The sequence below is a fragment of the Variovorax sp. F042 genome (assembly GCF_057814215.1).
This window is the reverse complement of record NZ_JBVASX010000003.1, coordinates 83,034-107,502: the sequence shown is the minus strand read 5'-3', so window position 1 is coordinate 107,502 and position 24,469 is coordinate 83,034. Positions and strand designations below refer to the sequence as shown.

Below are 24,469 nucleotides of genomic sequence, written 5' to 3'. Positions count from 1 at the left end.
GTTCAGGCGACGCCGCGTGCGCGGCGGTTGGACATCACGACGTTGTCCTTCGGGATGACCTGGCCTTCGCGCATCGCGGAGATCCACGCGTCGGTCGAAGTCACCGCAGCGAAGTTGCTGTGGAAGACAACGCTGAACACGCGATGGATTTCTTCCGCCGTGACCTTGCCCGCCGCGTTCTCGTACGGCAGAGCGCCGCTGGCGTCGGCCAGGAACTCCACGTTCAGCCCACGGTGCATGGCCTCGAACACGGTGGAGGCGTCGCAGTTCTGCGTCATGTAGCCGGCCACGCTCAGCGTGTCGATCTCGTGGCGCGCGAGCCAGTCGGCGAAGTCGGTGCCGGTGAACACGCTCGGAAAGCTCTTGGTGATGAGGTGGTCGTGCGGCCGCTTCGCGATCTCGGGGTGCAGCTGGCCGTTGTGCGTGTCGGCCTGGAACACCGGTGCGCCCTTGGGCGCATGGTGGCGCACCACGATCACCGGCGTGCCGGCGGCGCGTGCCGCATCCATGGCCTTCGTCACGTTGGGCAGCGTGTCTTCGATGGGCGGGAACTCGATCGGCAGGCCGCCGCCTTCGAAGTATTCGTTCTGTACGTCGATCACGACGAGGGCGCGGCGCGGGGTTGTGGCGGTGTTGTTGCTCATGAAAGGCTCCTTCTCTCTGGTTGTTCGGATGGCCTGATTCTTCGCCTTTGCACCGTTTTGCGACAGTGGCCCGAAAGCCATTCATCGATAAGATCGGGCCATGCGCAATCCGGCCATCGAAACCATCGCCGTCGTCGCCTTCGACGGCATCAGCCCCTTCCATCTGTCCGTGCCCTGCATGGTCTTCGGCGAAGACCGCACGGAGACCGGCGCGCCGCGCTTTCGCATGCGGGTGTGCGCGCCGGAGCCCGGAGCGCTGCAGACCAACGCGGGCTTCACGCTCGTGGTGCCGCACGGGCTCGAGGCTATCCGCCGGGCGCAGATCGTGGTGGTGCCTTCATGGCGCGACGACGGCAGCGCGGCGCCGCCCGAGCTGATCCGCGCGCTGCAGGCCGCGCACCGGCGCGGCGCCACCGTGGTCGGCCTGTGCCTGGGCGCCTTCGTGCTGGCCGAGGCGGGGCTGCTCGACGGCCGGCCCGCCACCACGCACTGGAAGCTGGCGCCGGCCTTCGCCAAGCAATATCCGAAGGTGCAGCTGCAGCCCGAGGTGCTCTACGTGGACGACGGCAGCGTGCTCACTCCCGCCGGCACGGCCGCGGGCATCGACTGCTGCCTGCACCTGCTGCGCGTGCGCTACGGCGCCGAGACGGCCAACCGCGCCGCGCGGCGCATGGTGGTCGCGCCGCACCGGCAGGGCGGGCAGGCGCAGTACATCGAGCAGCCCGTGCCCGCAACAGCCGAGCGCGACCGCCTCGCGCCACTGCTGGAGTGGCTCGGCGGGCACCTCGACACGCCGCACGAGCTCGACGACCTCGCGCGGCGCGCACTCATGAGCCGGCGCAACTTCACGCGGCGCTTTCGCGAATCCACCGGCACCACGGTCGGCCAGTGGGTGCAGAACCAGCGCCTTGCGCTGGCGCAGCGGCTGCTGGAGACCACCGACCATCCGGTCGAGCGCGTAGCGACCGGCGCCGGCTTCGGCTCGGCGGTGTCGCTGCGCAAGCATTTCATGTCGGCGTTCAAGGTATCGCCCACTGCGTATCGCCGGCAGTTCTCGCGGGCGTAGAAAGCGCCGGGGTCAGGCGATGTGCACGTGCCGCCGCGTGGTCAGCAACGCCCGCAGCTTCGCCGGCGCAACCGGCTTCGTCAGCAGCATCACCCCGCCATGTCGCAGCCGCTGCAGCACCTCGGGCCCGGTGGCGCCCGACACCAGCACCGCCAGCGCGTCGGGCTGCAGGCGCTTGGCGGCGTCGATCACGTCCACGCCGTCGCCTTCGCCCGCCAGTTGCAGGTCGCACAGCACGGCGTCGTAGTGGAGGTCGCCGGTGCCCAGCCGCGCGATGGCCTCGGGGCCGTTGGTCACGCATTCGACCTGGCAGCCCCATTGCTCCAGCAGCGCGCGGCTGCCGTCGAGGATGGCGGGGTCGTCGTCCACCACCAGGCAGCGCAGGCCGGCCAGGGGCGCGACGGCGAGCGGCGGCGGCTCGGGTGGCGTGATGTCCGCCAGGCGCGCCTCGGGCAGCGTGAAGCTGAAAGTGCTGCCTGCCTGCAGCGCCGATCGCACGGTGATGCGGGTTCCCAGCAGCGCGGCAATGCGCGCGCAGATGGCCAGCCCCAGCCCGAAGCCGCGGCGCCGGTCGCGCTCGGTGTTGGCCACCTGGTAGAACTCTTCGAAGATGCGGCCCTGATGGATCGGCGCGATGCCCACGCCGTTGTCGCGCACCTCGATACGCACGCCGGCCGGGCTGCGCCGTGCGGCCACCAGCACGGTGCCGCCCTCGGGCGCATGGCGCAGCGCGTTGGTCACGAGGTTGCCGACGATGCGCCGCAGCATTGCCGCGTCGGTGCGCACGGCCAGGCCGCGGTCGCTCCAGCGCAGCCGCACGCGGGCCTCGACGGCGGTGGCGGCGTGCTGGGCATCGAGCTGGTCGAACAGCGCGGCGAGGGGCACCTTGGCGATCGCAGGCGTCAGCACCTGTGCATCGAGCCGCGAGATCTCGAGCAGGTCGTCGAGCAGTACGCCCATGAACTCGGTGCTCTCCTGCAGCCGCAGCACGGCCGGGCGCTGCGTGGGCGAGGCACCGGGCAGCAGGCCGTCGATGAACAGGCCCATGGCATGCAGCGGCTGGCGCAGGTCGTGGCTCGCTGCCGCCAGGAAGCGCGCGCGCGACAGCGCGGCCTGCTCGGCCTCGGCCATGCGCTGCAATGCGACGGCGGTGGCCTCGCGCACGCGCTCTTCGCTGACCTGTCGGTTGCGCTGCAGTCGCTCGGCCAGCCGGTCGATGTCGTGCGCGAGCACCGCGAGTTCGTGCGTGCCGCGCGTGCCGCCCTCGACCACGTCGCAGCGCACCTCGAAATGCCCCGACTCCAGCGCCGCCACCGTGCGCGACACGCGCCGCAGCGGCCGCGCCACCGTGCGCGCCATGTGGCGCACCGAGGCCCATGCGGCCACCAGTGCCACCAGCGCAATGCCGATGCCTGCAAAGAGCGAGCGGCTGCGCTCGCGCGTGTAGGCGGTGGTGTCGCGGAAGGTCTGCACGAGACCGATGGGCGTGTCGCCCGCAGCGGTGGAGCCGGCGGGCGCGAAGGCGCTGGCGCGCGAGGCCTCGCGCAGCGTGACCGGCGAGGTGAACATGCGCAGCTGCGCCAGCGACGGCGTCTTGGGCCCGGCCGTGACGTACACGCCCGCGCTGTTGCTGATCTCCACGCGCGTCACCTGGCCGCCGCGCAGCGCGGCGTTGGCCACGTTCTGCAGCGCCGGCAGGTCGCCCGCGTAGAGGCTCAGGTCGGACATGGCCGCCACCTGCCGCGCCACGGCCTGGCCTTCGGCGTCGAAGGCGGCTTCGAGGGTCTGCAGCCGGTTGTGCGTAAACCAGCCGGTGAGCGCCAGCGCCACCGCCGCGCACGGCACCACGCCAAGACGGAACAGGTCGCGCTGCAGGTTGCCGCGCACGACCAGCGTGTGGGGCGACTGGGGCGGCGGCGTGGGCATGGGCGCGGGCGCACCGGCCCCGTTTGTTCCCGGCGGGCCTTGAGAGGGCGGTGCGGTGCTCATCGCGGGGCTGCGAGCCGGTCGGTCAGTTCCCGTTCCTCCGGCATGCGCAGGCCGAGTCCGCGTGCCACGGTGGCGTTGACGCGCACGGTGGCGGGCGTTGCCGCTTCCACCAGCGGCGCATTGCTGTTGCTGCTGCCCGTGCCCGCGCTCGCCACTTTCTGGCCGAGCAGCCGGGCCTGCTGCGCGAGTTGCGATGGCGTCGAGACCGCCGCGGCCAGACCGCCCGAGCGCACCAGCCCTTCGCTTGCGCCGAACACCGGCAGGCCCGCGCTCGCGCCGGCGCGCAGCACCGAGAGCGTGGCCGCCTGGCTGTCGCCGATCAGGTCGGGCAGCACCATCAGCGCGTCGCTCAGCGGCACCACCTGGCGCAGGGCGTTGGCGAGCGACTTGGCGTCGGGCGCGTATTCCACGCGCAGGTCCCAGGGCGGGTTCGCGCCCTGCGCGGCGCGCTGCAGTTCGCGCACCAGCGGCTCCGACTCGGGCGTGGCGACCACGCCGATGCGGTGCTTCTGCGGCAGCACTGCGGTGATCAGCGCGAGCTGGTCGGCCATGGCCGGGTCGCGCAGCAGCACGCCCACGCGCCGGTCGCCGCGCCGCAGGGCAGGGCTGCTGGCCTTCAGGGTTTCGTATTCGAGCCGGCTCAGCATTGCCAGCACCAGCGGCTCCTGGCCTGGTCGCTCGACGGCGGCGCGCGCGGCGGCGGGGCCGACGGCCATGGTGAGCGGCGCGTCGGAAGCGGTGCGCAGGCTGCGCGTGCGCACGCCGGCGTTCGCGGCGCGCTCGGTGTCCGTTGCCTCCGCGGGCGGTTGCGGATCGGCGCCGCCGGGAGTGAGCCGCACCAGCTCGAACTTGCCGCCGGGTTCCTGGTCCGCGCGCAGCTGCTGCACGAACTCGGAAGACGCCGCGGCATCGTCGCCCATCAGCACCGTGAGGCTGGCGGCCGAGGCCGGGGCAGCGAACAAGACGGACGAGACAGCAGCACCGGCCCACACGAAGCCCACGGCCAGCACGGCGCGGCGCAACCTTCCGCAGAAGGGCGAGAGAAAGGAATTCACGGCAACAAACATGGACTGCTTCCGCAGCGAGGGGCGATAGTCCAATGTAAGGACGGACCCGGCTTGGCGCGATAAGGCGGAGGGCTTATGTCCGTGTCGGCGAGGGCCTGCTCGTGTGACGGATGTCACGCGGTGGCAGCCGCACGGCCTATGTCCGATGGACTACCTACGCACCTACCGCGAGGGCTGCGACGGCCCTTTGCGTCTGGATGGCCTGGCGCAGCACGCGCGGCGACACCGGCTTGTAGAGCACCGTGATGCCGGCGCTCGCCACTTCGCGCAGGCGGTCGGGCTTGGTCTCGCCGGTGACGAGCAGGCGCGCGGTGCCGGCGCCGATGCCGCGCGGATGGCGCTCCAGCGCGGCGATCACGTCGAGCCCGTTGTCGCCGCCTTGCAGCAGCAGGTCGCTGATGACCACGTCGGGCGGCTGCTCCCAGGTGTCGGCCAGCGCCAGCGCCTCGGCGCGGGTCTGTGCGGGCAGCACCTCGGCGCCCCAGTTGGAGAGCACCACCGTCAGGCCTTCGAGGATGGTGCGCTCGTCGTCGATCACGAGGATGCGCACGTTGGCCAGGCTTTCTTCTTCCTCGATGGCGGCAACGGCCTGCGACCCCGCCGCCGGCGGCAGTGCGGCCGGGGCCGAGCGCACCAGCACCCGCACGCAGGTGCCCTTGTGCAGCTTCGAGCTCAGCTCTACGCGCGTGTTGAGCAGCTCGGCCAGGCGCTGCACCGTGGCCAGGCCCAGCCCCATGCCGCGCGCGCCGCGCGCCGCCTGGCGGCCGGTGGGCTCCACCTGGTAGAACTCCTCGAACACCCGCGCCTGGTGCTGCGCGGCAATGCCCACGCCGGTGTCGACCACGTCGATGCGCACGCCCCTGCCGCGCCGCCGCGCACCGATCAGCACGCCGCCCTCGATGGTGTGGCGCAGCGAGTTCGACACCAGGTTGTTCAGGATGCGCGACAGCATCACGTAGTCGCAGCGCACCCACATGTCGGTCTTGCGCACCACCAGCCGCAGGCTCTGCTGCTCGGCCACCGGGCGGAAGTTGCGGCTGATTTCATCGAACAGCCGGTCGAGCGGAAAATCGATCCACTGCGGCTGCAGCACGCCCGCGTCGAGCTGCGACAGGTTCAGCAGCTCCGAGAACAAGCGGTCGAGCGAATCGACGCACTCGCGGATGTGGCCGATGCGCTGCAGCTTCACCGGGTCGTGCTCGCCGTTGGCCAGCCCGTCGGAGAAAAGCGTGAGCGCATGCAGCGGCTGGCGCAGGTCGTGGCTGGCGGCGGCCAGCAGGCGGGTCTTGGCCTGGCTGGCCACTTCGAGCTGCTGGTTCTTGCGGGCCAGCTCGGCCGTGGCCTCGTTGATGCGGCTTTGCAGCAGCCGGTGGCTTTCCGCGAGCGCGCGCGCGGCCTGGTTGAAGCCGTGCTGCAGGTGGCGCACTTCGGAGGTGCCCTCGATGGCCACGCTTGCGTCCTCGCCCGCGCCGAGCCGGTCGACCGCCTTGCCGAGCGCGCGGATCGGCTCGCTGATGCGCCGCGCCGCCCACCAGCCTGCCAGGCTCACGCCGAAGAGGCTGATCGCCAGCACCAGTCCCACGTTGAACCAGACCGAGCGCCGCGCGCTTTCCACCGCGGCCAGGCTCATCTCGACCATCACCTGGCCGTTGTGGCGGCCGTCGTCGCCCACGATGGGCACCACCACCTGCAGGCCGTCGGCGCGGGCGCGGTCGACGGTTTCGGAGTTGGCGACGATCTCGCCGTCTTCCGTCCAGATCTGCACCTGCTGCACGTTGGGCTGGTAGGTGCCCGACTGGGCGGTGCGCGCCAGCGCGCGGCGGTCCATGCGCGCCAATGGCGCCTGCGCCACCGTGGCCACCTGCAGGGCCACCGTTTGCGCATTGGCGCGCATCAGCTCCGTGAGGTTGCCCAGGTGTTGCCGCGTCAGCACGGTGATGGCCGCCACGGTGGCCAGCGCCGCCGGCACCAGCGCCAGCAGGATCAGCTGCTGGGCAAAGGTCAGGCGGGCCAGGCCGCGCAGGACGCGGAAGTTCCAGTTCATGGGGGCATCGGACGCATGGGCGCCGAGCTTAGGAGGCCGGTCCGGAACCGGGAAGACAGGAAAAACATCACAAAAATTGCTTGCAATTGATATTTAATGGCGTCCGCGCTGCCCATGTTAGACCCGCCGATGCGCAACGGCCCTATCTCTTTAGGACCACAAATGCAGGCTTCCATGCGCCGATTCGTCGATTTCTCCGGTGTCCTCCGAGCGGCGGCACTGGCCTTGCTCACGGGCTTTCCGCTGTGGGCCGCGGCCCAGGCCGCCCCTGCGCCGGACGCGCCGATCCGCTTCGGCATCCTGCCGCTCGGAGGCGCCTTCGAGTCGCGCAGCGACTGGGACCCGCTGCTGGCCGAGCTGAGCCGCGCCATCAACCGCCCGGTGAGCGTGCTGTCGGTCAACTCGTACGAGGCGCTGGAGCATGCTATCCAGCGCGACGAGGTCGACATGGCCTTCCTGTCCGGAAAGATGGCGCTCGACGCCGTGACCCAGCGCCGCATGAAGGTGGTGGCGCAGGTGGTGCGGCACGACGGCCTGCCCGGCTACCGCGCGCTGCTGCTGTCGCGCAAGGCGCCGCCCTTCAACTCGCTGAAGAACATGCTCGACCAGCCCGAGCGCTGGCGGCTGGCGCGCGGAGAGAAGCAGTCGGTGTCGGGCTTCATCGTGCCCCAGCTGCAGCTCTTCCTGCCGAACCACATCGCGATGGAGACGCGCTTTCGCAGCGAGATCGTGGGCACCCACCAGGCCAACGCACTGGCCGTGGCTAATAGCGAAGCCGACGTGGCCACCAACAACACGGCCGACTTCGAGCGCTTCAAGCTGCGCTTTCCGGCCGAGACCGAGCGGCTGCAGGTGCTGTGGGAGTCGGACCTGATCCCGCACGCGCAGATCGTGGTGCGCCGCGAATACACGCCCGAGCTGCGCAAGCGCGTGCAGGCCTTCCTGACCGGCTACGGCCGCGCCAAGGGGCCGCGCGGCGATGCCGAGCGCGTGGTGCTCAAGTCGCTGCACGACCTGGCCGGCTTCGTGGCCGCCGACAACAGCTCGCTGCAGCCCGCGGCCAAGCTGGCCTACCAGCTCGCCAAACAGAACGCCATGACCGCGCAATGGGTGAACGACGCCGCGCGCGAAGCCCGCCTGCAGCGCATCGAGAGCGGCTATGCAGAACAGGTCGGCGTGCTCAAGGACGTGACGCCGTGATGAAGCCTTGGCGCGTGGCTGCCGTGCTGGTGCTGGCCTTCGCCGCCATGCTGGCCGGGCCGCTGCCGGCCATGGCGCAGGGCGCCGCCGCATCATCCGAGAAGACGACCGAAAAGACGGCAGAGAAGGCCGCGCCGGTGCCGATCAGGATGATCCGCTTCGGCGTGCTGCCGCTGGGCGGCACCGTCGAGTCGCGCGCTCTGTGGACCCCGCTCATGGCCGACATGAGCCGCAGCCTCGGCATTCCGGTGAGCGCCTATTCGGTGCCCACCTACGAAGAGCTCGACCGCGCCATCGGCCGCGACGAGATCGACATGGCCTTCCTCTCGGCCAAGATGGCGCTCGACGCCGTGATGCAGCGGCGCATGAAGGTGGTGGCGCAGATCGCGCGGCACCCCAGCGTGCCCGAGCACCGCGCCGTGCTGCTGGTGCGCAAGGCGGGGCCGCTCAACACCCTCGAAGCCGTGCTGGCCCAGCCGGAGAAATGGCGGCTCGCGCGCGGCGACAGCCGTTCGGTCACCGGCTTCATCGTGCCGCAGAGCCAGCTCTTCCTGCCGAACAACATCGAGATGGAGACACGCTTTCGCAGCGAATTCGTCGGCACCCACCAGGCCACCGCACTGGCCGTGGCCAACGGCGACGCCGACGTGGCCACCAACAACACCACCGACCTGGAGCGCTTTCGCCAGCAGTTCCCGGTGGAGGCCGAGCGGCTGCAGGTGGTCTGGCAATCGGAGCCGCCGCCTGGCGCGCCGATGGTGGTGCGGCGCGACTTCCCGCCCGAGTTCCAGGCGCGGCTGCAGAACTTCCTGACCGGCTACGGCAAGGGCAAGGGTCCGCGCGCGGACGCCGAGCGCGAAGTGCTCAAGACCCTGCGCGCGGCCTACGGCTACGTTGCGGCCGACGACAGCGCGCTGCTGCCGGAGGCGCGGCTGGAGCACCAGTTGGGCAAGCAGCGCGCCATGGCCGCCTCGTGGGTCAACGACGCGGCGCGCGAACAGCGGCTGCAGCGCATCGAGAAGACATATGCGGAGCAGGTCGAGATCCTGCGCGCGGCTCCGGCGCGCTGAACGCCCGGTTCGACTCTCAACCTAGTCCCTTCGCCGTAGCTCCAAATCCCCCTGCCTAGGCCATTAGCTAGGCCTTAAGGCGGATTTGCCTCCCGTCCCCCGCGCCGGAAACTTCGTGTTTCTTTCAGGCACCCTTGCCGTTGACGGAGTGCGGATGAGTTGGCGAACAAAAGTGGTCTGGAGCGAGGGGATGCTGTTGCAGCCTCAGCACCTGCAGCAGAGCGAGCGTCATGCCGATCATGCGAGGCATGTGCTCCTGCGTTCGACCACCCCCTACGCCTGGGGCTTTGCCGAGCTGGAGATCGACCCGGCCGCGCTCACGCTGGGCAAGCTGGCGCTGGTGCGGGCGGTCGGCGTCTTCGGCGACGGCACGGTCTTCGACATGCCGGCGGTCGACCCGCTGCCCGAGCCCATCGACATTCCTTCTTCCATGCGCGACGAGGCCGTGGTGCTCGCGCTGCCGCTGCGCCGCGCCGGTGCGCGTGAGGCCGACGCCGAGGAATATGAAGAGCTGGTGCGCCACCGCGTGCTCGAATCCGAAGTGCCTGATTCGAACACCGCCGGCGAGCGCACGGCGATGCTGCAGCTGGGCCAGCTCCACACGCGCCTGATGCGCGCCGGCGAAGCCACCGACGCCTGGACCACCATCGGCGTTGCTCGCGTGGTCGAGCGCCGCGTCGACAACCAGGTGCAGCTCGACCGCGCCATGCTGCCGCCGCTGCTGGACGTGGCCGGCCATGCCGTCATCCGTGCCTGGCTCGACGAACTGCTGGGCCTGCTGCGCCAGCGCGGCGAAGCGCTGGCGGGCCGCATGACGCAGGGCGGCACCGGCGGCGTGGCCGAGATCGCAGACTTCATGCTGCTGCAGGCCGTGAACCGCAACGAGGCCATCTTTGCGCACCTGGCAAAGAGCGCGATGCTGCACCCGCAGCATTTCTTCGAGCATGCGCTGGGGCTGGCCGGCGACCTTTCGAGCTTTCGCGATTCGCGCCGCGTCGCGCGCTTCGGCCCCTACATCCACGACGACCTTGCACTGAGCTTCCGCCCGGTGATGGACGACCTGCGCCGCAGCCTCTCGATGGTGTTCGAGCAATCGGCCATCCGCATCGAGCTGCACGACCGCAAGCACGGCGTGCGCGTGGCGATGGTGACGGACGTGGAACTGCAGCGCAAGGCGACCTTCGTGCTCGCGGTGAATGCGAACATGCCCAGCGAAGCGCTGCGCGCGCGCTTCCCCACGCAAGTGAAGATCGGCCCGGTCGAGCGCATTCGCGACCTCGTCAACCTCGCGCTGCCGGGGGTCACGCTCACGCCGATGCCGGTCGCGCCGCGGCAGATTCCCTTCCACACCGGCGCCAACTACTTCGAACTCGAAACGCGCAACAGCGACCTGTGGCGCCAGCTCGAGCAATCCGGCGGCATCGCGATGCACATCGCCGGAGATTTCCCGGGCTTGGACCTCGCGTTCTGGGCCATTCGTTCCTAGCCACACCGGGCTGACGGAAACGGAACACCATCATGAGCACACCTCCCGACCCCTTCGCCGCCTTCGAGTCGGAACGCACGGTCATCAAGCCCAAGCCGCGCACGCCCGGCGGCACGCCGCCCGCGCCGGCACCGGCGCCTTTCTTCGGCGGTGCCGATCCCACGCCCGCCGCCGACGTCGGCGAACTCGGCCTGCTCAATCCGCTGGTGTCGGCCGCCGGCAAGCTGCTGGTGTTGATCGGCAAGCTGCGCAACCTTGCGCAGCCGCCCAACGTGCCGGCGCTGCGCGCCTCCACCGCCGACGCCGTCAACCAGTTCGATGCCAATGCGCGCCGCGCCGGCGTCAGCAATGAATCGGTGCTCGCCGCGCGCTACGTGCTGTGCACCGCGCTCGACGAAGCCGTGGCCAACACGCCCTGGGGCGTGCAGGCCGGCTGGAACAAGCAGAGCCTGCTGGTGCAGTTCCACAACGAAACCTGGGGCGGCGAAAAAGTCTTCCAGCTGCTTGCCAAGCTTGCGCAGGACGTGCCCACGCACCGCCAGCTTCTGGAGCTGATCTACAGCGTGCTCGCGCTCGGCTTCGAAGGCCGCTACCGCGTGGTCGACAACGGCCGCGCGCAGCTCGACTCGGTGCGCCAGCGCCTCGCGGACCTGATCGCGAAGGACCGCCCGGCCGTCGAGCCCGAGCTTTCTCCGCACTGGCGCGGGCAGGGCGCGGGCACGGTGCGGCTGCGCGAGTCGCTGCCGCTGTGGGTGTTCGCGGCCGGCTTTGCGTTGTTGCTGGCTCTGGCATGGTTCGGCCTGCGGCTCACGCTCAACTACCGCTCCGACACCACCTACGCCGCGGTGTCGAGCCTGCGCGCGCCCAACATCCAGATCGCGCCGCCCGCCCTGCCGGCGAAGACGCCGCGCCTCGCACGCTTTCTCGAACCCGAGATCAAGCAGGGCCTGGTCACGGTGACCGACGAGGCCGACCGCAGCGTGGTGCGCCTGCGCGGCGACTCCTTCTTCGGCTCCGGCAGCGCCGAGCCGATGGCGCAGTCGCTGCCCGTGCTGCGGCGCATCGGCCAGGCGCTGGCCGAGGTGAAGGGCGAAGTGCTGATCACCGGCCACTCAGACAACCAGCCGATCCGCTCGCTGCGCTATCCCTCCAACTGGCACCTCTCGGCCGCGCGCGCCGATGCGGTGAAGGGCGCGCTGACGACGCTGGTCGACCCGGCGCGCATGCGCTCCGACGGCAAGGCAGACGCCGAGCCCGTGGCCGCCAACGACACGCCCGCCAATCGCGCGAAGAACCGCCGCGTCGACATCGTGCTGCTGACCGAACCCGATCGGCTCGCTGCTGCCACACCGGCTGCTCCCGCACCAGGAGCGACGAAATGATCAAGAAAATCTTCGGCTTCCTGTTCAGCCCGCTGCTGCTGACACTGCTCGCGCTGATCGTCGTCGCGCTGCTGATCTGGTGGATCGGCCCGCTGGTGAAGATCGGCTCGCTCGCGCCGCTCGAAAGCGAAATGACGCGCGGCATCGTCATCGGCGTCATCGTGCTCATCGTGGTGCTGCGCGCGCTGTACCGCCGCTGGCGCGCGCGCCGTGCGAGCCAGCATTTGACCGACGGCCTCATGAAGGCGCCGGCCGCGAAGACCGATGCGCCGGTCAACGGCGAGCAGAAGATCCTCGACACGCGCTTCAGCGAAGCCGTTGCCACGCTCAAGCAGATGCGCCTGCACGCCGCCGGCAAGAAGCCCGGCTTGCGCGACTGGATGTCGATCTCGGGCGGCAGCTACCTGTACGACCTGCCGTGGTACGTCTTCATCGGCGCACCGGGCGCGGGCAAGACCACGGCGCTGGTCAACTCGGGCCTGAGCTTTCCGCTGGCCGAGAAGTTCGGCCCCGGCGCCATTCGCGGCGTGGGCGGCACGCGCAACTGCGACTGGTGGTTCACCGACGAGGCCGTGCTCATCGACACCGCCGGGCGCTACACCACGCAGGACAGCCACCAGTCGGAAGACAAGAGCGCATGGGAAGGCTTCCTGGGCCTGCTGAAGAAGGCGCGCCCGCGTCGTCCGCTGAACGGCGTGTTCCTCACCGTCAGCGTGGCCGACCTGCTGAGCCAGGGCCCCGAGGCGCGCACCCAGCTTGCGGCCTCGATCCGCGCACGCCTGCTCGAACTCGACGGCAAGCTCACCACGCGCCTGCCGGTGTACGTGCTCGTCACCAAGAGCGACCTGCTCTACGGCTTTACCGACTACTTCGACGACCTCGGCAAGGAACAGCGCGCACAGGTCTTCGGCTTCACGCTGCCGGCCAACGAGAACGTGCAGCTGGAAGAGAAGGGCCTCTCCACAGCCTTCAACCGCGAGTTCGCGCTGCTGCACAACCGCGTGAACGATGGCCTCATCGCGCGCATGCAGCGCGAGACCGACGGCACGCGCCGCGCGGCCATCTTCGGTTTTCCGGCGCAGTTCGGCTCCATCGGCTCGCTGCTGTCCGACCTGCTGGAGCAGGTGTTCACCGGTTCGCGCTTTGCGCAGCCGCCGTGGGTGCGCGGCGTGTACTTCACCAGCGGCACGCAGGAAGGCAGCCCGATCGACCGCGTGATGGGCAGCCTTGCGCGCAGCTTCGGCATCGAGCGCGCCATGCTCGCGCCGCAGAAGTCGAGCGGGCGCAGCTACTTCCTCACCTCGCTGCTGCGCGAAGTGGTGTTCCCCGAGCAGCGCCTCGCCGGCGCCGACGTGAAGCTGGAGCGCCGCCGCCACACGCTGCGCGTGATCGGCGTGACGGCGATGACGCTGGTCACCGTCGGCCTGCTCGCGGCCTGGGGCTACAGCACGCTGCAGAACATGAACTACCTGAAGTCGGTCGAGGCCCGTGTCGAGCCCGCCAGGCAGAACCTCGCGGCGCTGCCCGCGCGCGTGCAGAACCTGGTCGAGGTCGCGCCCGTGCTGCAGAGCCTGCGCGACATCTGGAAGACGCCCGACAACCACCAGGGCGACGAGCCGCTGTCGATGACGCTGGGCCTCTACCAGGGCGACAAGCTCGACGCCGCCGCCATGCTCACGCACCAGCGCGCGCTCAACGACGCCTTCCTGCCGCAGATCGCCAAGCGGATCGAAGACCAGCTGCGCACCGCGCAGAAGGACAACCTCGAGTACACGTACGAGGCACTCAAGAGCTACCTGATGCTCTACCAGCCCGAGCACTTCGATGCCGAGGCGCTCAAGGCCTGGATCACGCTCGACTGGGCCCGCAACCTCGACCGAGGCATTCCCGAAGACCAGCGCAAGGCGCTCGAAGACCAGCTCGACGTGCTCATCGCCCAAGGCCCGCCGCGCTCGCCGCTCAAGATGGACGAGAACCTGGTGCGCAGCGTGCGCGCCGTGCTCGCGAGCTACCCGCTGGAGCAGCGCGTGTTCAGCCGCTTGAAGCGCCAGCGCGCCACCAAGGACATTCCGGCCTTCAGCGTGGCCACTGCCACCGGCCCCTCGGGCCCGCTGGTGTTCGAGCGCATCAGCGGCAAGCCGCTGACCGATGGCGTGCCGGGCATGTTCACCTACGACGGCTATCACAAGCGCTTCCAGAACGAAGTGACCGTGCTCACCGGCCTGCTCGCCAACGAAGACCCGTGGGTGCTGGGGCAAGACCGCAACGCAGCCGACCGCCTGCGCGACGTGGCCGCGCTCGGCGCGCTGACCGATCGCGTGCGCCGCCTGTACCTGGAGGAATACGTCAAGCAGTGGGAGGCCCTGCTCGCCGACGTGCGCCTGATCCGCGCCACCGGGCTGGAGAAGAACATCGAGACCGCGCGCATTCTTTCGGGCGTCGATTCCCCGCTCGCGAACTTCCTGCGCGCGGTGGTCAAGCAGACCACGCTGATCCCGGCGGCCGACGCCAACAAGGACGTCGTCAGCAAGGCGACCGAAACGGTGCGCAACACGCGCAAGGGCCTGGAAGACCTGTTCGGCAGCGACCCCGGCCGGCAGGTGGCCCCGGGCAAGCGCATCGAGAGCATCGTCGACGACCGCTTCGAATCGCTGCGCCGCCTCGTCACCGCCGGCGGACCCAACCAACCCGCGCCCATCGACGATGCGCTGAAGCTCTTCAACGAGGTCTACGTGTACCTCAACGCGGTCGACACGGCCGTGAAGGGCCGCACCTCGCCGCCGCCCGGCGACGTGGCCGGCAAGCTCAAGTCAGATGCGGGCCGCCTGCCAGAGCCGGTGCGCTCGATGGTCGAGAATCTCAGCCAGTCGGGCGCCGCGCAGGCGCAGACGGCGGAGCGCGGCAACCTGAGCCAGGACCTGCGCCCCGTGGCCGAGTTCTGCGCGCGCGCCATCGCGGGCCGCTACCCCTTCGTGAGCACCAGCAAGCGCGACGTGCTGCCGGAAGACTTCGGCCAGATGTTCGGCCCCGGTGGCCTCATGGACGACTTCTTCCAGAAGCGCCTGGCCGCGCTGGTCGACACCAGCACCAAGCCGTGGCGCTACAAGCCCGTGGCCGAACGCGGCGCCATCACCACGCAGGCGCTCGCGCAGTTCGAGCGGGCCGCGCGCATCAAGGACATCTTCTTCCGCGGCGGCGGCCGTGGGCCATCGATGCGACTGGACTTCAAGCCGGTGGAGATGGATGCGGGCATCACCCAGTTCATCCTCGACGTCGACGGCCAGCTCGTGAAGTACGCGCACGGGCCTGTGGTGCCGATGGCCGTGCAGTGGCCGGGGCCGAAGGGCAGCAACCAGGTGCGTATCCAGGTCAGTCCGCCTTCGACCACTGGCAGCTCGGGTGCGGCTGTGGATGGGCCGTGGGCGCTGTTCCGTGCGCTCGACGACGGGCAGCTCGAGGCCGGCGATGCGCCTGAGAAGTTCTTCATCACCTTCCAGATCGGAGCCCGGAAGACGCGCTTCGAGGTGACGACGAACAGCGTGCAGCATCCGATCCGGTTGCGTGAGCTGCGGGAGTTTTCTTGTCCGGAGGGGCTGTGAACGAGGCTGCATCTTCTTCTTCACCGCTGCTCTTTGCCTCGACCGCGTTGCCGGGGTGGTTCGGCAAGTTGCCGGGCATGGGGGACTTTGCGCATCGGCGGCTGCCGGAGGCGTTTCGTGCTGTGTGGGATCAATGGCTGCAGCGGGGCATGGCCCGGCTGCGGGATCGGCATGCGGATTGGACTGAGCGATATCTCGAAGCGCCTATCTGGTGCTTTGCGCTAGGGCGGCAGGTGGCGGGGGAGCAGGCGTGGATCGGGGTGCTGATGCCTTCTGTCGATGGGGTGGGGCGGTACTTTCCGTTTGCCCTGGCTATGGAGCTCGATCGGTCCGTTTCGGGGCAACTGCAGGGGGAGGCGCTGGCTATGGCGTTGCAGTGGTGGGCTCATGCTACGCAGGCTGCGTTGGAAGGGCTTGATGGGGATCTGGATGCGCTGCGGTTTGATGCGGTGTTGCATCGGCTGTTTGTTGATGGCGCTTCTGCTGACGGACGTGAGAGTAGTGTCGATTCGCTGGAATTGCCGCTGGCGGGGGCGTCGCTTTGGCTGAGTGATCCTGCTGCTGAGCATGGGGTTCGGATGCTCTGTACTGGGTTGCCTCGGGATGAGCAGTTTGAAGCCCTGTTCTTCGGGTTTGCGGAGGAGGGGTGAGATGAAGGCCTCTTCTCGTTTGTTTTTCCGGGGCCGGGTCTCGCCCCGGCGGGCGACCTACTTTTCTTTGCTTCGCCAAAGAAAAGTAGGCAAAAGAAAGGCGACCCTACTGTCTGCGTCCCTTCGCTTCGCTACGGGCAACCTGCGGTGCTCGACTCCGGAGGGGGTCCGCAGAACTCGCTTCGCTCAAACAGCTGCGGCCCTGATCCCTCCTACGTCTGCGCTCCTCGGCGCAGCCAGAAGGGATTTTGGGAACCGAACGGGCCATCGCTGCGCTCGGCCCCCATGCGACTGCAGGCGCGCAGCGCCTGCAGTCGCACCGCGCCGAGCGAAGCAAAGGCCCGTGTTGTCTCCACCTCCCCTCTGGCTGCGCCGAGGAGCGCAGCGTTTCGCGGATCAGGGCTCGCCCTTGTCTGAGCGAAGCGAGTTTGGGCGAGACCCCGCGAAACGCGAGCACCGCAGGTTGCCCCTTCGCACAGCGAAGGGGTCGCAGACAGTGGGGTCGCCTTTTCTTTGGCTACTTTCTTTTGGCGAAGCAAAAGAAAGTAGCTCGCCCGCCGGGGCGAGACCCGGCCCCGGAAAGCAAACCCTCAGCACACACAAAGAAGGAGCCAGTCAATGACCGACTCCAACGACGACCGCACCCGCGTAGTCCCCAAGCCAGGTCAGCCGACAACAACAACAACCGGCGACACGGCCGCGACCGTAATCACCGCAGGCGCTACCCCAGTCACCAGCCCCGCCACGGGAAGCACAGACGCCGGCCTGCTCCCGGTAGGCAGCCGCCTGGCCGAATTCGAAGTCACAAGAGTTATAGGCCAAGGCGGCTTCGGCGTCGTCTACGAGGCGTGGGACCACACGCTGGAACGCGTAGTAGCAATCAAGGAATACCTCCCCACGTCACTGTCGACAAGACAGAACGACGGCACAGTAGTCCCCCTGTCCGAACGCCACAGAGAAACCTTCGACCTGGGCATGCGCAGCTTCATCAACGAAGCCCGCCTGCTCGCCCAGTTCGACCACCCGTCGCTCCTGAAGGTCTACCGCTTCTGGCAAGAAAAAGGCACCACCTACATGGTCATGCCTTTCTACAGAGGCGACACGCTGAGAGAAGCATTGGTAGCCATCCCCGCAGGCGTAGACGAGTCATGGCTCATCCGCATCATGGACGGCGTCACACAGGCGCTCGCGGTGATGCACAACGCCAACTGCTACCACCGCGACATCGCCCCCGACAACATCATCCTGCTCGAAGGCTCGGGCCGCCCGGTGGTGCTCGACTTCGGCGCCGCGCGCCGTGTGATCACCGACAAGACCCAGGCGATCACCGTCATCCTCAAGCCCGGCTATGCCCCCATCGAGCAGTACGCCGAGATGCCCGACATGTCGCAGGGCGCGTGGACCGACGTCTACGCGCTCGCGGCCGTGATGCACGTGGCGGTGTGCGGTCGCGCGCCGCCGCCTTCGGTGGCGCGGCTGCTGTCCGACAGCTATGTGCCGCTTGCGGGCAACGAGATCCTGCGGCAGCGCTACAGCCTGCGGCTGCTGGAGGCGATCGACGCGGGCCTCGGCGTGCGGCCCGAGCAGCGGCCGCAGTCGATGGCCGAGCTGCGAGCCGCGCTCGATCTCGAAGTGGGGCACAGCATCGCGCCGACGCCGCGCACGCAGCCGCCTTCGGGTGCGCGCAGCGGCAACAGCAACGCCGACGCTGCGACAGTCATCGCGAGCGGAAAGAGCAAGGCAGGTGGCAAGGCACCGGCGCCCGCGCCCGCTCCCACCGGCGGCGGGGGCAAGAGCAACAAGACCGTTGCCGCACTCGTATCGGTCGCCGTGCTTGCAGCCGCGGCCGGTGGCGGCTGGTGGTGGTTCCAGGGCCGCACCGGCGGCAACACGAACGCCGATGACAAGAAGGTCGTCACCACCACGCCGGCCCCGCCACCCGACACAAAGATCGCAGAGGCTCCTCCAGCACCGCCGCCACCACCACCGCCCCCTCCGGCCCCGCGCACGCCCGTCGAATCGCTGCAATCTCTCGCAACCGGTGCCGCACCCGGCTTCGAGGTGACGGCTACGCCGAAGAAGGCCGAAGTCGCCATCGGCAAGGACCGCCTTGCCTTCGAGGTGCGCAGCAAGCGCGAAGGTTTTGTCTACGTGTTCCTGCTGTCCAGCGGCGGCGAGATGTTCCTGCTGTTCCCGAACCTGCTCGACAAGTACAACAAGATCACCGCGGGCGGTTCGCTTTCTCTGCCGCGCGCCTCGTGGCCGATGGATGCGGGCGGCCCGGCCGGCACCGACCAGTTCGCGGTGCTCGTGAGCGAGCACGAGCGCGACTTCAGTGCCGCCGGCGTGCAGAACGACGGCGTGTTCCCGGTGTTCCCGCTGCCGGTGCTGGCCGCGCTCGAAGCCACGCGCGGTACCGGCCCCTCGCCGTTGCTGGGCAAACCCGTGTGCGCACCCGGCGCCCCGTGCAACGACGTCTATGGCGTCGGGAATTTCAAAATCGTCGAGAAGTAATCGTCTGTAGAGCGTTGGCCCTTCGGGTCGCCACTTTCCGGACAAGGAGACTTTCATGACCACTTCGCAAGCACTGCAGCAGCAACGACAACAGCGCCTCAACTACGTGCTCCAGTGGGCCGCTACTGCAGCCGTTGTTGCCGTCATCGCCTCGCTGGCGGGCTGCACCGCCCCGCCACCGGCCACCACGGGCACCGGCGCGGCCACGACCGACACCGCCGGCACGAGCAGCAGCGCCTCGCGCCCACCGCCGACCGGCGCCAGCGTGGCCGGCCAGGCGCGCACCTTCTCGACCCAGCTCGCCACCTACACCTCGGTTGGCTTCGACTCGGTGCCGGGCTGGTCGCGCGACGATTTCTCCGAAAGCTGGCCCGCCTTTCTCGGCAGCTGCAAGGTGCTGACCGGGCGCGGCGCCGAATGGAAAGAGGTGTGCGACCGCGCGCTCAAGGTCGACGGCAAGAACAACAACGCCATCCGGGGCTTCTTCGAGGGCGAGTTCTCGGCCTACCAGATTCGCGACGACGACCGCAAGCCCGACGGCGTGGTCACCGGCTACTTCGAGCCCGAGATCGCGGGCGCCCGCCAGTACGGCGCGCCTTTCATCTACCCCGTGTACGGCCAGCCCGACGACATGCTGTTCGCCGACGCGCGCAAGCTGCCCGCCGGCAACGGCACGGTGGCGGCCCGCGTGGAAGGGCGCAACGTGGTGGTGCAGACCGGTCTCAGCACGCGCGACATGGGCGCGCCGGGCCTCTTTGCGCTCGACCTCTCGGCCATCTCGCGCGACACGCTCGACCGCAAGGTGCGCCTGCGGGTCGAGGGCAAGCAGCTGCTGCCGTACTACACGCGCGAAGAAATCGAGACCAAGGGCGCGCCCAACGCCAAGGTGCTGGCCTTCGTGAGCAGCGCCACCGCGCTGTACGAAATGCAGATCCAGGGCTCGGGGCGCATCAAGCTGGCCAACGGCGACATCGTGCGCGTCGCCTACGCCGAGCAGAACGGCCAGCCCTTCCGCCCGACGCTGGCGCAGGCCGCCAACGGCAAGCCGCGCAGTCCGGTGAAGGTGCGCGGCTCGTCCATCGAGCTGCAGCTGGACGACGGCGATGACGACGATGTCGGCGCGGTCGACAGCGGCACCATCCGCACGCGCGGCTTCACGCTCGCGCGGCCCGTTGCCAGCGGCCCGGTCGTGGTGCCGGGGCGGCGCGCGGCCGGCGCGGTGTCGGGCTCGGGCATCAAGGACCCGAGCTATGTGTTCTTCAAGGAATCGACCTCGCCCGTGGGCGGCCCGGTGGGCGCCTTCGGCGTGCCGCTGTCGGCGGGGCGCTCGATTGCCGTCGATCCGCGCAGCACGCCGCTGGGCTACCCGGTGTTCGTGTCGACGCGCACGCCCGGCAGCGGCGCGCCGATGCAGCGCCTGACGATCGCGCAGGACACCGGCGGCGCCATCCGCGGCGCGGTGCGGGCCGACTATTTCTTCGGCAACGGCCAGCAGGCCGCGACCAACGCGCGCCGCATGAAGGAGCGTGGCCAGCTGTGGATCTTGCTGCCGCGCGGCCTTGCCGTTGCGCAGGCCGCGGTGTCGTCGGCCATCCGCACGCGCGGCGGGCCGGTGGGCGCGAACCTGCCGCAGTGCCTGGTTCCTTCGGAGGGCAGCTGCGTCGACGACTGATCGATCGGGCGCCTTGACTCCTCATGCAGGAAACCCTTTCGTCCGCGGAAAGCAGTGAGCTCGTCCGCCTCTGGCGGCGCAGGCAGACGCTGTCTCCGAACGACATGGGCGCCATGTACCGCATCGTGGGCGATGCGCTGGTGGCCTGCAATCCGCCAGAGCTGCAGGTGCTGGGCGAGGGCCGGCAGGAGCTGGTGGCGCAGTTCATCTATGTGAAGGTGTTGCGGCTCGATGCCGACCCGGACGAAGCCGACGAGCGCGCGAGCCACAGCGCGCCTTCCACCGCCTTTGCCCTGTGCGCTTACTTCCGCCGCTATCTCATCGACTGCACGCGCGCCAGCTCCTTCCGCCGCAAGCTCTCCATCGGCGACCAGATCACCGAGGCGCAGCTCGAAGACGAGATCGGCGCGGGCGAAGACCTCGACGGCTGCCTGGCCGAGCACGGCCTGAGTGCGCAGGCCGTGCAACTGGCCGCGCGCGCCTTCATCGCCGAACTGCCCGAGCCCGAGCGCCTGCTGCTGTGCGAGGGCTTCGGCAAGGAGGCCGAGGGCGGGCTGTCGGGCATTGCCTCGCGCCACGCCATTGCTTCCTATCACTACCGCGCGGGCCGGCTCGGCCTCGTGCACAAGCGCGAGGGGTTGACCGCGGACTACGCCAAGACCCGGATCGGCGGCTGGCTCCAGCAGACGCTGGGCATCGCCATCGAGCCCGACAACATGGCCGCGATCCTGCAGGTTTTTAAAATCCTCGGTGCTGAAGCGTCTTATGCCTGAAGACATAGCCATTCAGGAACAGACGCCATGACCCACGACCTCTGGCCCCCGCTCAGCGTGATCCGCCACGCGTTGGAAACCGGCGCGGCCGTGCCCGACGATGCGCCGGACAGCGCACCCGGCACGGCCACAGTGGCCATGCCGGGCACGTCCCCTCCAACGGGCGCAGCACCGGCCCCGGCCGCCGCCGCATCCGACCTGCTGCTGCCTCTTGTCGAATTGGCCCGGCGCCGCGAGGCTGTCGCCCAGCGTGCCTTTCCGGCCCGCTGGGCGCCGGGCCGCCTTGTCAGCGTGGTGCACGAAGGGCGGCTGCTCGGCGTGCTGCTCGACCGCTGCATCCAGGGCGATCTCTGGCAGGGCTGGATGGCCGCCGGCGAGGCCGACTGGGCATCTGCCTTCGACGTGCTGCTGGAGCCTGACGACGAGCCCTTCGAGCCGATGTTCGGCGTGATCCAGGCCTGGAACGTGCTCACGCTGGCACCTGCTCCGCAGCTTTGCGCGCGCGTGCTCGGCGAGGTTTCGGCCACGCGGCTCGCCGCGATCCGCGCGGTGCACGACGAGTGGGCCGCGCACGCATCGCTCGCCATTGCGCCGGAGCCGGGGCGCATCGCGTTGCGCGGCGTGGGCGGCGTGTTCTCGGTGCTGTCGGGCACGCCGCTCGGGCCTCAGGACCCGCGTGCCGATTACCAGGAGCTGTACCGCGACGTGGGCTTGCAGCTGGGGAAGGCGCTGACGCGGCCGCAGGGCGACGAGGCTTCTTCTTCTCCCGCTCCATCGCCTGCACGGCCGCAGCCCAGGCCCGAAGGCGGCTGGTGGGGCAGCATCCGCCGCTGGTTCGGCGCGGAAGGCTGGACGCGCCCGGCCTTCGCGGTGCTGGCGCTGTTCGTGGTGATCCAGAACGTCGGGCTGCTCGGCGGCCGCGGTGCTCCCGAGGAAGACGAGGTGCGCTTCCGCGACGTGCCAGCCGCACCCGCGCCGGCGCGCGCCGACCTGGTGATGCGCTGGAAAGCCGGCGTGCGCATGGACGAGGCCGACCGGCTGCTGCAATCGATATCGGCCGACGTGGTGGGCGGGCCGGGCGATCCGGGTGGCAATGGCGTATGGCGGCTGCGGGTGCCGGAGCCAGTGGATGCGCTGGCGGTGCTCGCGGCTTCGCCGCTGGTCGAGTCAGCCGGGCCGGCTGGGGAGCAGCGGCCATGACACGCGCCGCGGCCCTCGGGCATGCCGCCCGTCTGCACCTTCACCTGCGGCCCAAGGGGAAGGGCGTCACTCAATTGCGCTTTCTCCAGGTGCTGCTCGTGCTGTGGCTGCTCGCCTGCTGCACCCTGGCCTTCGCCACCCAGCGCGCCTTGCTCGTCGGCGTCTCCGAACTCGTCAACCAGCCGCAGGCGCTGTGGCTGCAGGCGCCTCGCAACGACGTGATGCTGATGCGCGACGCGCTGCTCAGGCAGGGCTTCGCGGCGCCCGACATCGCAGTGCTCGCCGACGGCGTGATCGGCGCCGCGCTGCCAGAATCGCAAGCCATTCACGACGCGCTGGCCAGGCTGCTCGCGCAGTCGAAGAGCGGCGACTTCGTGCTGCTGTATTTCTCCGGCCACGGCACCCGCCTGCGCGACATCGCCAAGCGCTACCAGGAGCCTGATGGGCTGTCGGAGAACTTTCTCGCGCGCGACGTGCGCGGCACGCTCGGCAGCGACAACGTGCTCACGGGCGACCTGCGCGACGTCGACTTCGACGCGTGGATCCAGTCCTTCCTCGCGAAGAACGTGTTCGTCGCCTCGGTGTTCGACACCTGCTCGGCCAACTCCATGACGCGCGGCACGGCCGATGCACCCGCCACAGCCGAAGGCCCGCCAGATGACGAAGTGCGCTGGCGCGGCCTGCGCGTGACGCAATTGACCGGCGGGGCACCACCCGCGCGACCGCAGACGCCACCCGTGCCGGCCGAAGCCGTGCCTCGCGCCCGCTACGTCGCCTTCTTCGCGTCCGAAAGCCACCAGATCACGCCCGAGCTGCGCCTGCCCCGCAAGGCGCGCAATGCCCGGCCGCAGGGCCTGCTGACCTGGGCCGTGGTCGAAGCGCTGTCGCGCAAGCCCGCCACCTGGCGCGACCTGTTCGACGGCGTGCTCGCGCAGTATCCACCGGTCATCGAAGAGCTCGCTCAGCGCTTTCCTACGCGCGAGCTGCCGTCTCCGGTGGCCGAAGGCAACCTCGATGCGCCGCTGTTCGCCAACAGCGGCGCGCCCGCATCCACGCGCCCCGTATGGCGCGCGCAACGCAGCGGCGACAGCCTGGCTATCAAGGCCGGGTTGCTCGACGGCCTCGCGCAGCAGCAGGAGCTGCGCGTGCTCGCCACGCTCGAAGACGGCGCCGTGCGCAGCGCACCGGCCACCGTGTCGCAGATCAAGCTCGGCGGCGCGTGGCTGGCCGTGCCTACGGCGCTGAAGGATGTGTCGGGCGCTGCGTTCTGGAGCGTCACGCCCATGAGCGAACCGGCCGCCACCGCCTTGCGCGTGCGCGCCGACAAGCCGCTGCCCGCCGGCCTCAGCCTCGACTACCCGGCTGCGATCCGCCCGGCCGACGATGCGGCCACCGCCGACGTGCGCTGGACCGACCTCGGCCCCTCGGGCCAGCGCCTCGAACTGCTCTCGCCGCTGTTCGGCGCCACTGTCTCCACCGTGGTGCTGCCCGACACCGCCGCGCTGCGCCGCCGCCTGCAGGCACTGGCGCAGCTCAAGTGGCTCGCGCAGCTGCAGGCCTACGGCAAGGACGGCCAACTCGACGGCTTCGATGCCGCGCTCGAAGTGTGGAGCGCTGACCGCATGCTGCGCAGCACGCCCATCGTTCAAGTTCAGGCCCAAGCGGCGAACGCGCTGCCCTCGCTGCGCGCCGGCGAGCGCCTGCGCCTGAACGTGCGCAACACCAGCGGCCGTTCGCTCGACCTCGTCATCGCCGGCATCGACGCGCGCGGCAACCTGCAGTCGGTCTACCCCGACGAGCTCGTCGGCGAAACCAACCGCTTCAAGCGCGGCACGCCCGATCAGCCCTCGGTCAAGCGCTTCGACCTGCCGTGGCTCGATGCCGCCGGCGACGCGCGACTGCTGGTCATGGCAGTGCCCGCCACGCCCTACAGCGCGCCGCGCCTGTTCGGCGTGGCCTATGCGCAGGCCGATGTGTCCGAAGTGCGCGTGCGCGGTGGCCAGCCGCCGGCGGAGAGCGGCGAGCGGCAGGTGTTCGCGGCCCTGCTGCGCAGGAGCGGCGGCGCAGTGGACGGCGGAGCCCGGCCATGACGGCGCGGTCCGAGATCACGGTT

At 69.7% G+C, this 24,469-nt stretch carries 16 protein-coding genes; 12 read left to right on the top strand and 4 right to left on the bottom strand.

The annotated features are described in order from the left end of the window. Positions 1-2: 2 nt before the first annotated feature. Positions 3-644 (bottom strand): cysteine hydrolase family protein, encoded by a 642-nt coding sequence (locus tag ACZYSP_RS13385; RefSeq protein ID WP_093077060.1) that lies wholly within the window; start codon positions 642-644, stop codon positions 3-5. Positions 645-744: 100 nt separating this feature from the next. On the opposite strand from ACZYSP_RS13385, the gene ACZYSP_RS13380 reads away from it, so the two are divergent. After that, positions 745-1,710, top strand: a complete 966-nt coding sequence (locus tag ACZYSP_RS13380) for a GlxA family transcriptional regulator (RefSeq protein WP_489014662.1) — start codon at positions 745-747, stop codon at positions 1,708-1,710. 12 nt (positions 1,711-1,722) lie between these two features. Here ACZYSP_RS13380 and ACZYSP_RS13375 read toward each other — a convergent pair whose 3' ends face one another. From ACZYSP_RS13375 to ACZYSP_RS13365, 3 genes are all read right to left on the bottom strand, one after another. Further along, positions 1,723-3,636, bottom strand: coding sequence for a hybrid sensor histidine kinase/response regulator (locus ACZYSP_RS13375; protein WP_307615293.1), 1,914 nt, complete (start codon positions 3,634-3,636; stop codon positions 1,723-1,725). A gap of 59 nt (positions 3,637-3,695) precedes the next feature. Next, positions 3,696-4,754: an ABC transporter substrate binding protein gene (locus tag ACZYSP_RS13370; protein ID WP_489014659.1), complete on the bottom strand. Its 1,059-nt coding sequence runs from the start codon at positions 4,752-4,754 to the stop codon at positions 3,696-3,698. Positions 4,755-4,920: 166 nt separating this feature from the next. Continuing rightward, on the bottom strand, positions 4,921-6,810 hold the full coding sequence (locus tag ACZYSP_RS13365; RefSeq protein WP_093077061.1) for an ATP-binding response regulator: 1,890 nt from the start codon (positions 6,808-6,810) through the stop codon (positions 4,921-4,923). 162 nt (positions 6,811-6,972) lie between these two features. On the opposite strand from ACZYSP_RS13365, the gene phnD (ACZYSP_RS13360) reads away from it, so the two are divergent. From phnD (ACZYSP_RS13360) to ACZYSP_RS13310, 11 genes are all read left to right on the top strand, one after another. Beyond that, positions 6,973-8,010 (top strand): phosphate/phosphite/phosphonate ABC transporter substrate-binding protein, encoded by a 1,038-nt coding sequence (gene phnD, locus ACZYSP_RS13360; protein ID WP_093077063.1) that lies wholly within the window; start codon positions 6,973-6,975, stop codon positions 8,008-8,010. Then, positions 8,010-9,080, top strand: coding sequence for a phosphate/phosphite/phosphonate ABC transporter substrate-binding protein (phnD, locus tag ACZYSP_RS13355; protein ID WP_093175068.1), 1,071 nt, complete (start codon positions 8,010-8,012; stop codon positions 9,078-9,080). Before phnD (ACZYSP_RS13360) ends, phnD (ACZYSP_RS13355) begins: the two co-directional genes overlap by 1 nt. Before the next feature lie 154 nt (positions 9,081-9,234). After that, positions 9,235-10,566, top strand: a complete 1,332-nt coding sequence (gene tssK / locus ACZYSP_RS13350; RefSeq protein ID WP_093077066.1) for a type VI secretion system baseplate subunit TssK — start codon at positions 9,235-9,237, stop codon at positions 10,564-10,566. 32 nt (positions 10,567-10,598) lie between these two features. After that, a complete protein-coding gene (locus ACZYSP_RS13345) occupies positions 10,599-11,948 on the top strand; it encodes a DotU family type VI secretion system protein (RefSeq protein ID WP_097200396.1) in 1,350 nt (449 codons plus the stop codon). Further along, positions 11,945-15,547 carry a type VI secretion system membrane subunit TssM gene (gene tssM / locus ACZYSP_RS13340; protein ID WP_489014655.1) on the top strand — a complete coding sequence of 1,201 codons (3,603 nt, stop codon included), beginning with the start codon at positions 11,945-11,947 and terminating at the stop codon, positions 15,545-15,547. Before ACZYSP_RS13345 ends, tssM begins: the two co-directional genes overlap by 4 nt. Continuing rightward, entirely contained in the window at positions 15,544-16,197 is a 654-nt protein-coding gene (gene tagF / locus ACZYSP_RS13335; protein WP_093077070.1) for a type VI secretion system-associated protein TagF, read from the top strand. The genes tssM and tagF overlap by 4 nt, the downstream gene beginning before the upstream one ends. A 618-nt stretch (positions 16,198-16,815) precedes the next feature. Next, positions 16,816-18,711: a protein kinase domain-containing protein gene (locus tag ACZYSP_RS13330; protein WP_489014652.1), complete on the top strand. Its 1,896-nt coding sequence runs from the start codon at positions 16,816-16,818 to the stop codon at positions 18,709-18,711. A gap of 55 nt (positions 18,712-18,766) precedes the next feature. Next, positions 18,767-20,383, top strand: coding sequence for a murein transglycosylase A (mltA, locus tag ACZYSP_RS13325; protein WP_093077073.1), 1,617 nt, complete (start codon positions 18,767-18,769; stop codon positions 20,381-20,383). 23 nt (positions 20,384-20,406) lie between these two features. After that, positions 20,407-21,156 carry a hypothetical protein gene (locus ACZYSP_RS13320; RefSeq protein WP_093077075.1) on the top strand — a complete coding sequence of 250 codons (750 nt, stop codon included), beginning with the start codon at positions 20,407-20,409 and terminating at the stop codon, positions 21,154-21,156. A 27-nt stretch (positions 21,157-21,183) separates the two neighbouring features. Further along, positions 21,184-22,356, top strand: a complete 1,173-nt coding sequence (locus ACZYSP_RS13315) for a hypothetical protein (protein ID WP_489014649.1) — start codon at positions 21,184-21,186, stop codon at positions 22,354-22,356. After that, positions 22,353-24,446, top strand: coding sequence for a caspase family protein (locus tag ACZYSP_RS13310; protein ID WP_489014647.1), 2,094 nt, complete (start codon positions 22,353-22,355; stop codon positions 24,444-24,446). Before ACZYSP_RS13315 ends, ACZYSP_RS13310 begins: the two co-directional genes overlap by 4 nt. Positions 24,447-24,469: the final 23 nt, after the last annotated feature.

Bases quoted from the DNA above. Each gene is read 5' to 3' on its own strand.
- phnD (WP_093077063.1), top strand. From the start codon at position 6,973: ATGCAGGCTTCCATGCGCCGATTCGTCGATTTCTCCGGTGTCCTCCGA.
- mltA (WP_093077073.1), top strand. From the start codon at position 18,767: ATGACCACTTCGCAAGCACTGCAGCAGCAACGACAACAGCGCCTCAAC.
- ACZYSP_RS13330 (WP_489014652.1), top strand. From the start codon at position 16,816: ATGACCGACTCCAACGACGACCGCACCCGCGTAGTCCCCAAGCCAGGT.
- ACZYSP_RS13365 (WP_093077061.1), bottom strand. From the start codon at position 6,810: ATGAACTGGAACTTCCGCGTCCTGCGCGGCCTGGCCCGCCTGACCTTT.
- phnD (WP_093175068.1), top strand. From the start codon at position 8,010: ATGAAGCCTTGGCGCGTGGCTGCCGTGCTGGTGCTGGCCTTCGCCGCC.
- ACZYSP_RS13320 (WP_093077075.1), top strand. From the start codon at position 20,407: ATGCAGGAAACCCTTTCGTCCGCGGAAAGCAGTGAGCTCGTCCGCCTC.
- ACZYSP_RS13345 (WP_097200396.1), top strand. From the start codon at position 10,599: ATGAGCACACCTCCCGACCCCTTCGCCGCCTTCGAGTCGGAACGCACG.
- ACZYSP_RS13380 (WP_489014662.1), top strand. From the start codon at position 745: ATGCGCAATCCGGCCATCGAAACCATCGCCGTCGTCGCCTTCGACGGC.
- ACZYSP_RS13315 (WP_489014649.1), top strand. From the start codon at position 21,184: ATGACCCACGACCTCTGGCCCCCGCTCAGCGTGATCCGCCACGCGTTG.
- tssK (WP_093077066.1), top strand. From the start codon at position 9,235: ATGAGTTGGCGAACAAAAGTGGTCTGGAGCGAGGGGATGCTGTTGCAG.
- ACZYSP_RS13375 (WP_307615293.1), bottom strand. From the start codon at position 3,636: ATGCCCACGCCGCCGCCCCAGTCGCCCCACACGCTGGTCGTGCGCGGC.
- tssM (WP_489014655.1), top strand. From the start codon at position 11,945: ATGATCAAGAAAATCTTCGGCTTCCTGTTCAGCCCGCTGCTGCTGACA.
- ACZYSP_RS13385 (WP_093077060.1), bottom strand. From the start codon at position 644: ATGAGCAACAACACCGCCACAACCCCGCGCCGCGCCCTCGTCGTGATC.
- ACZYSP_RS13310 (WP_489014647.1), top strand. From the start codon at position 22,353: ATGACACGCGCCGCGGCCCTCGGGCATGCCGCCCGTCTGCACCTTCAC.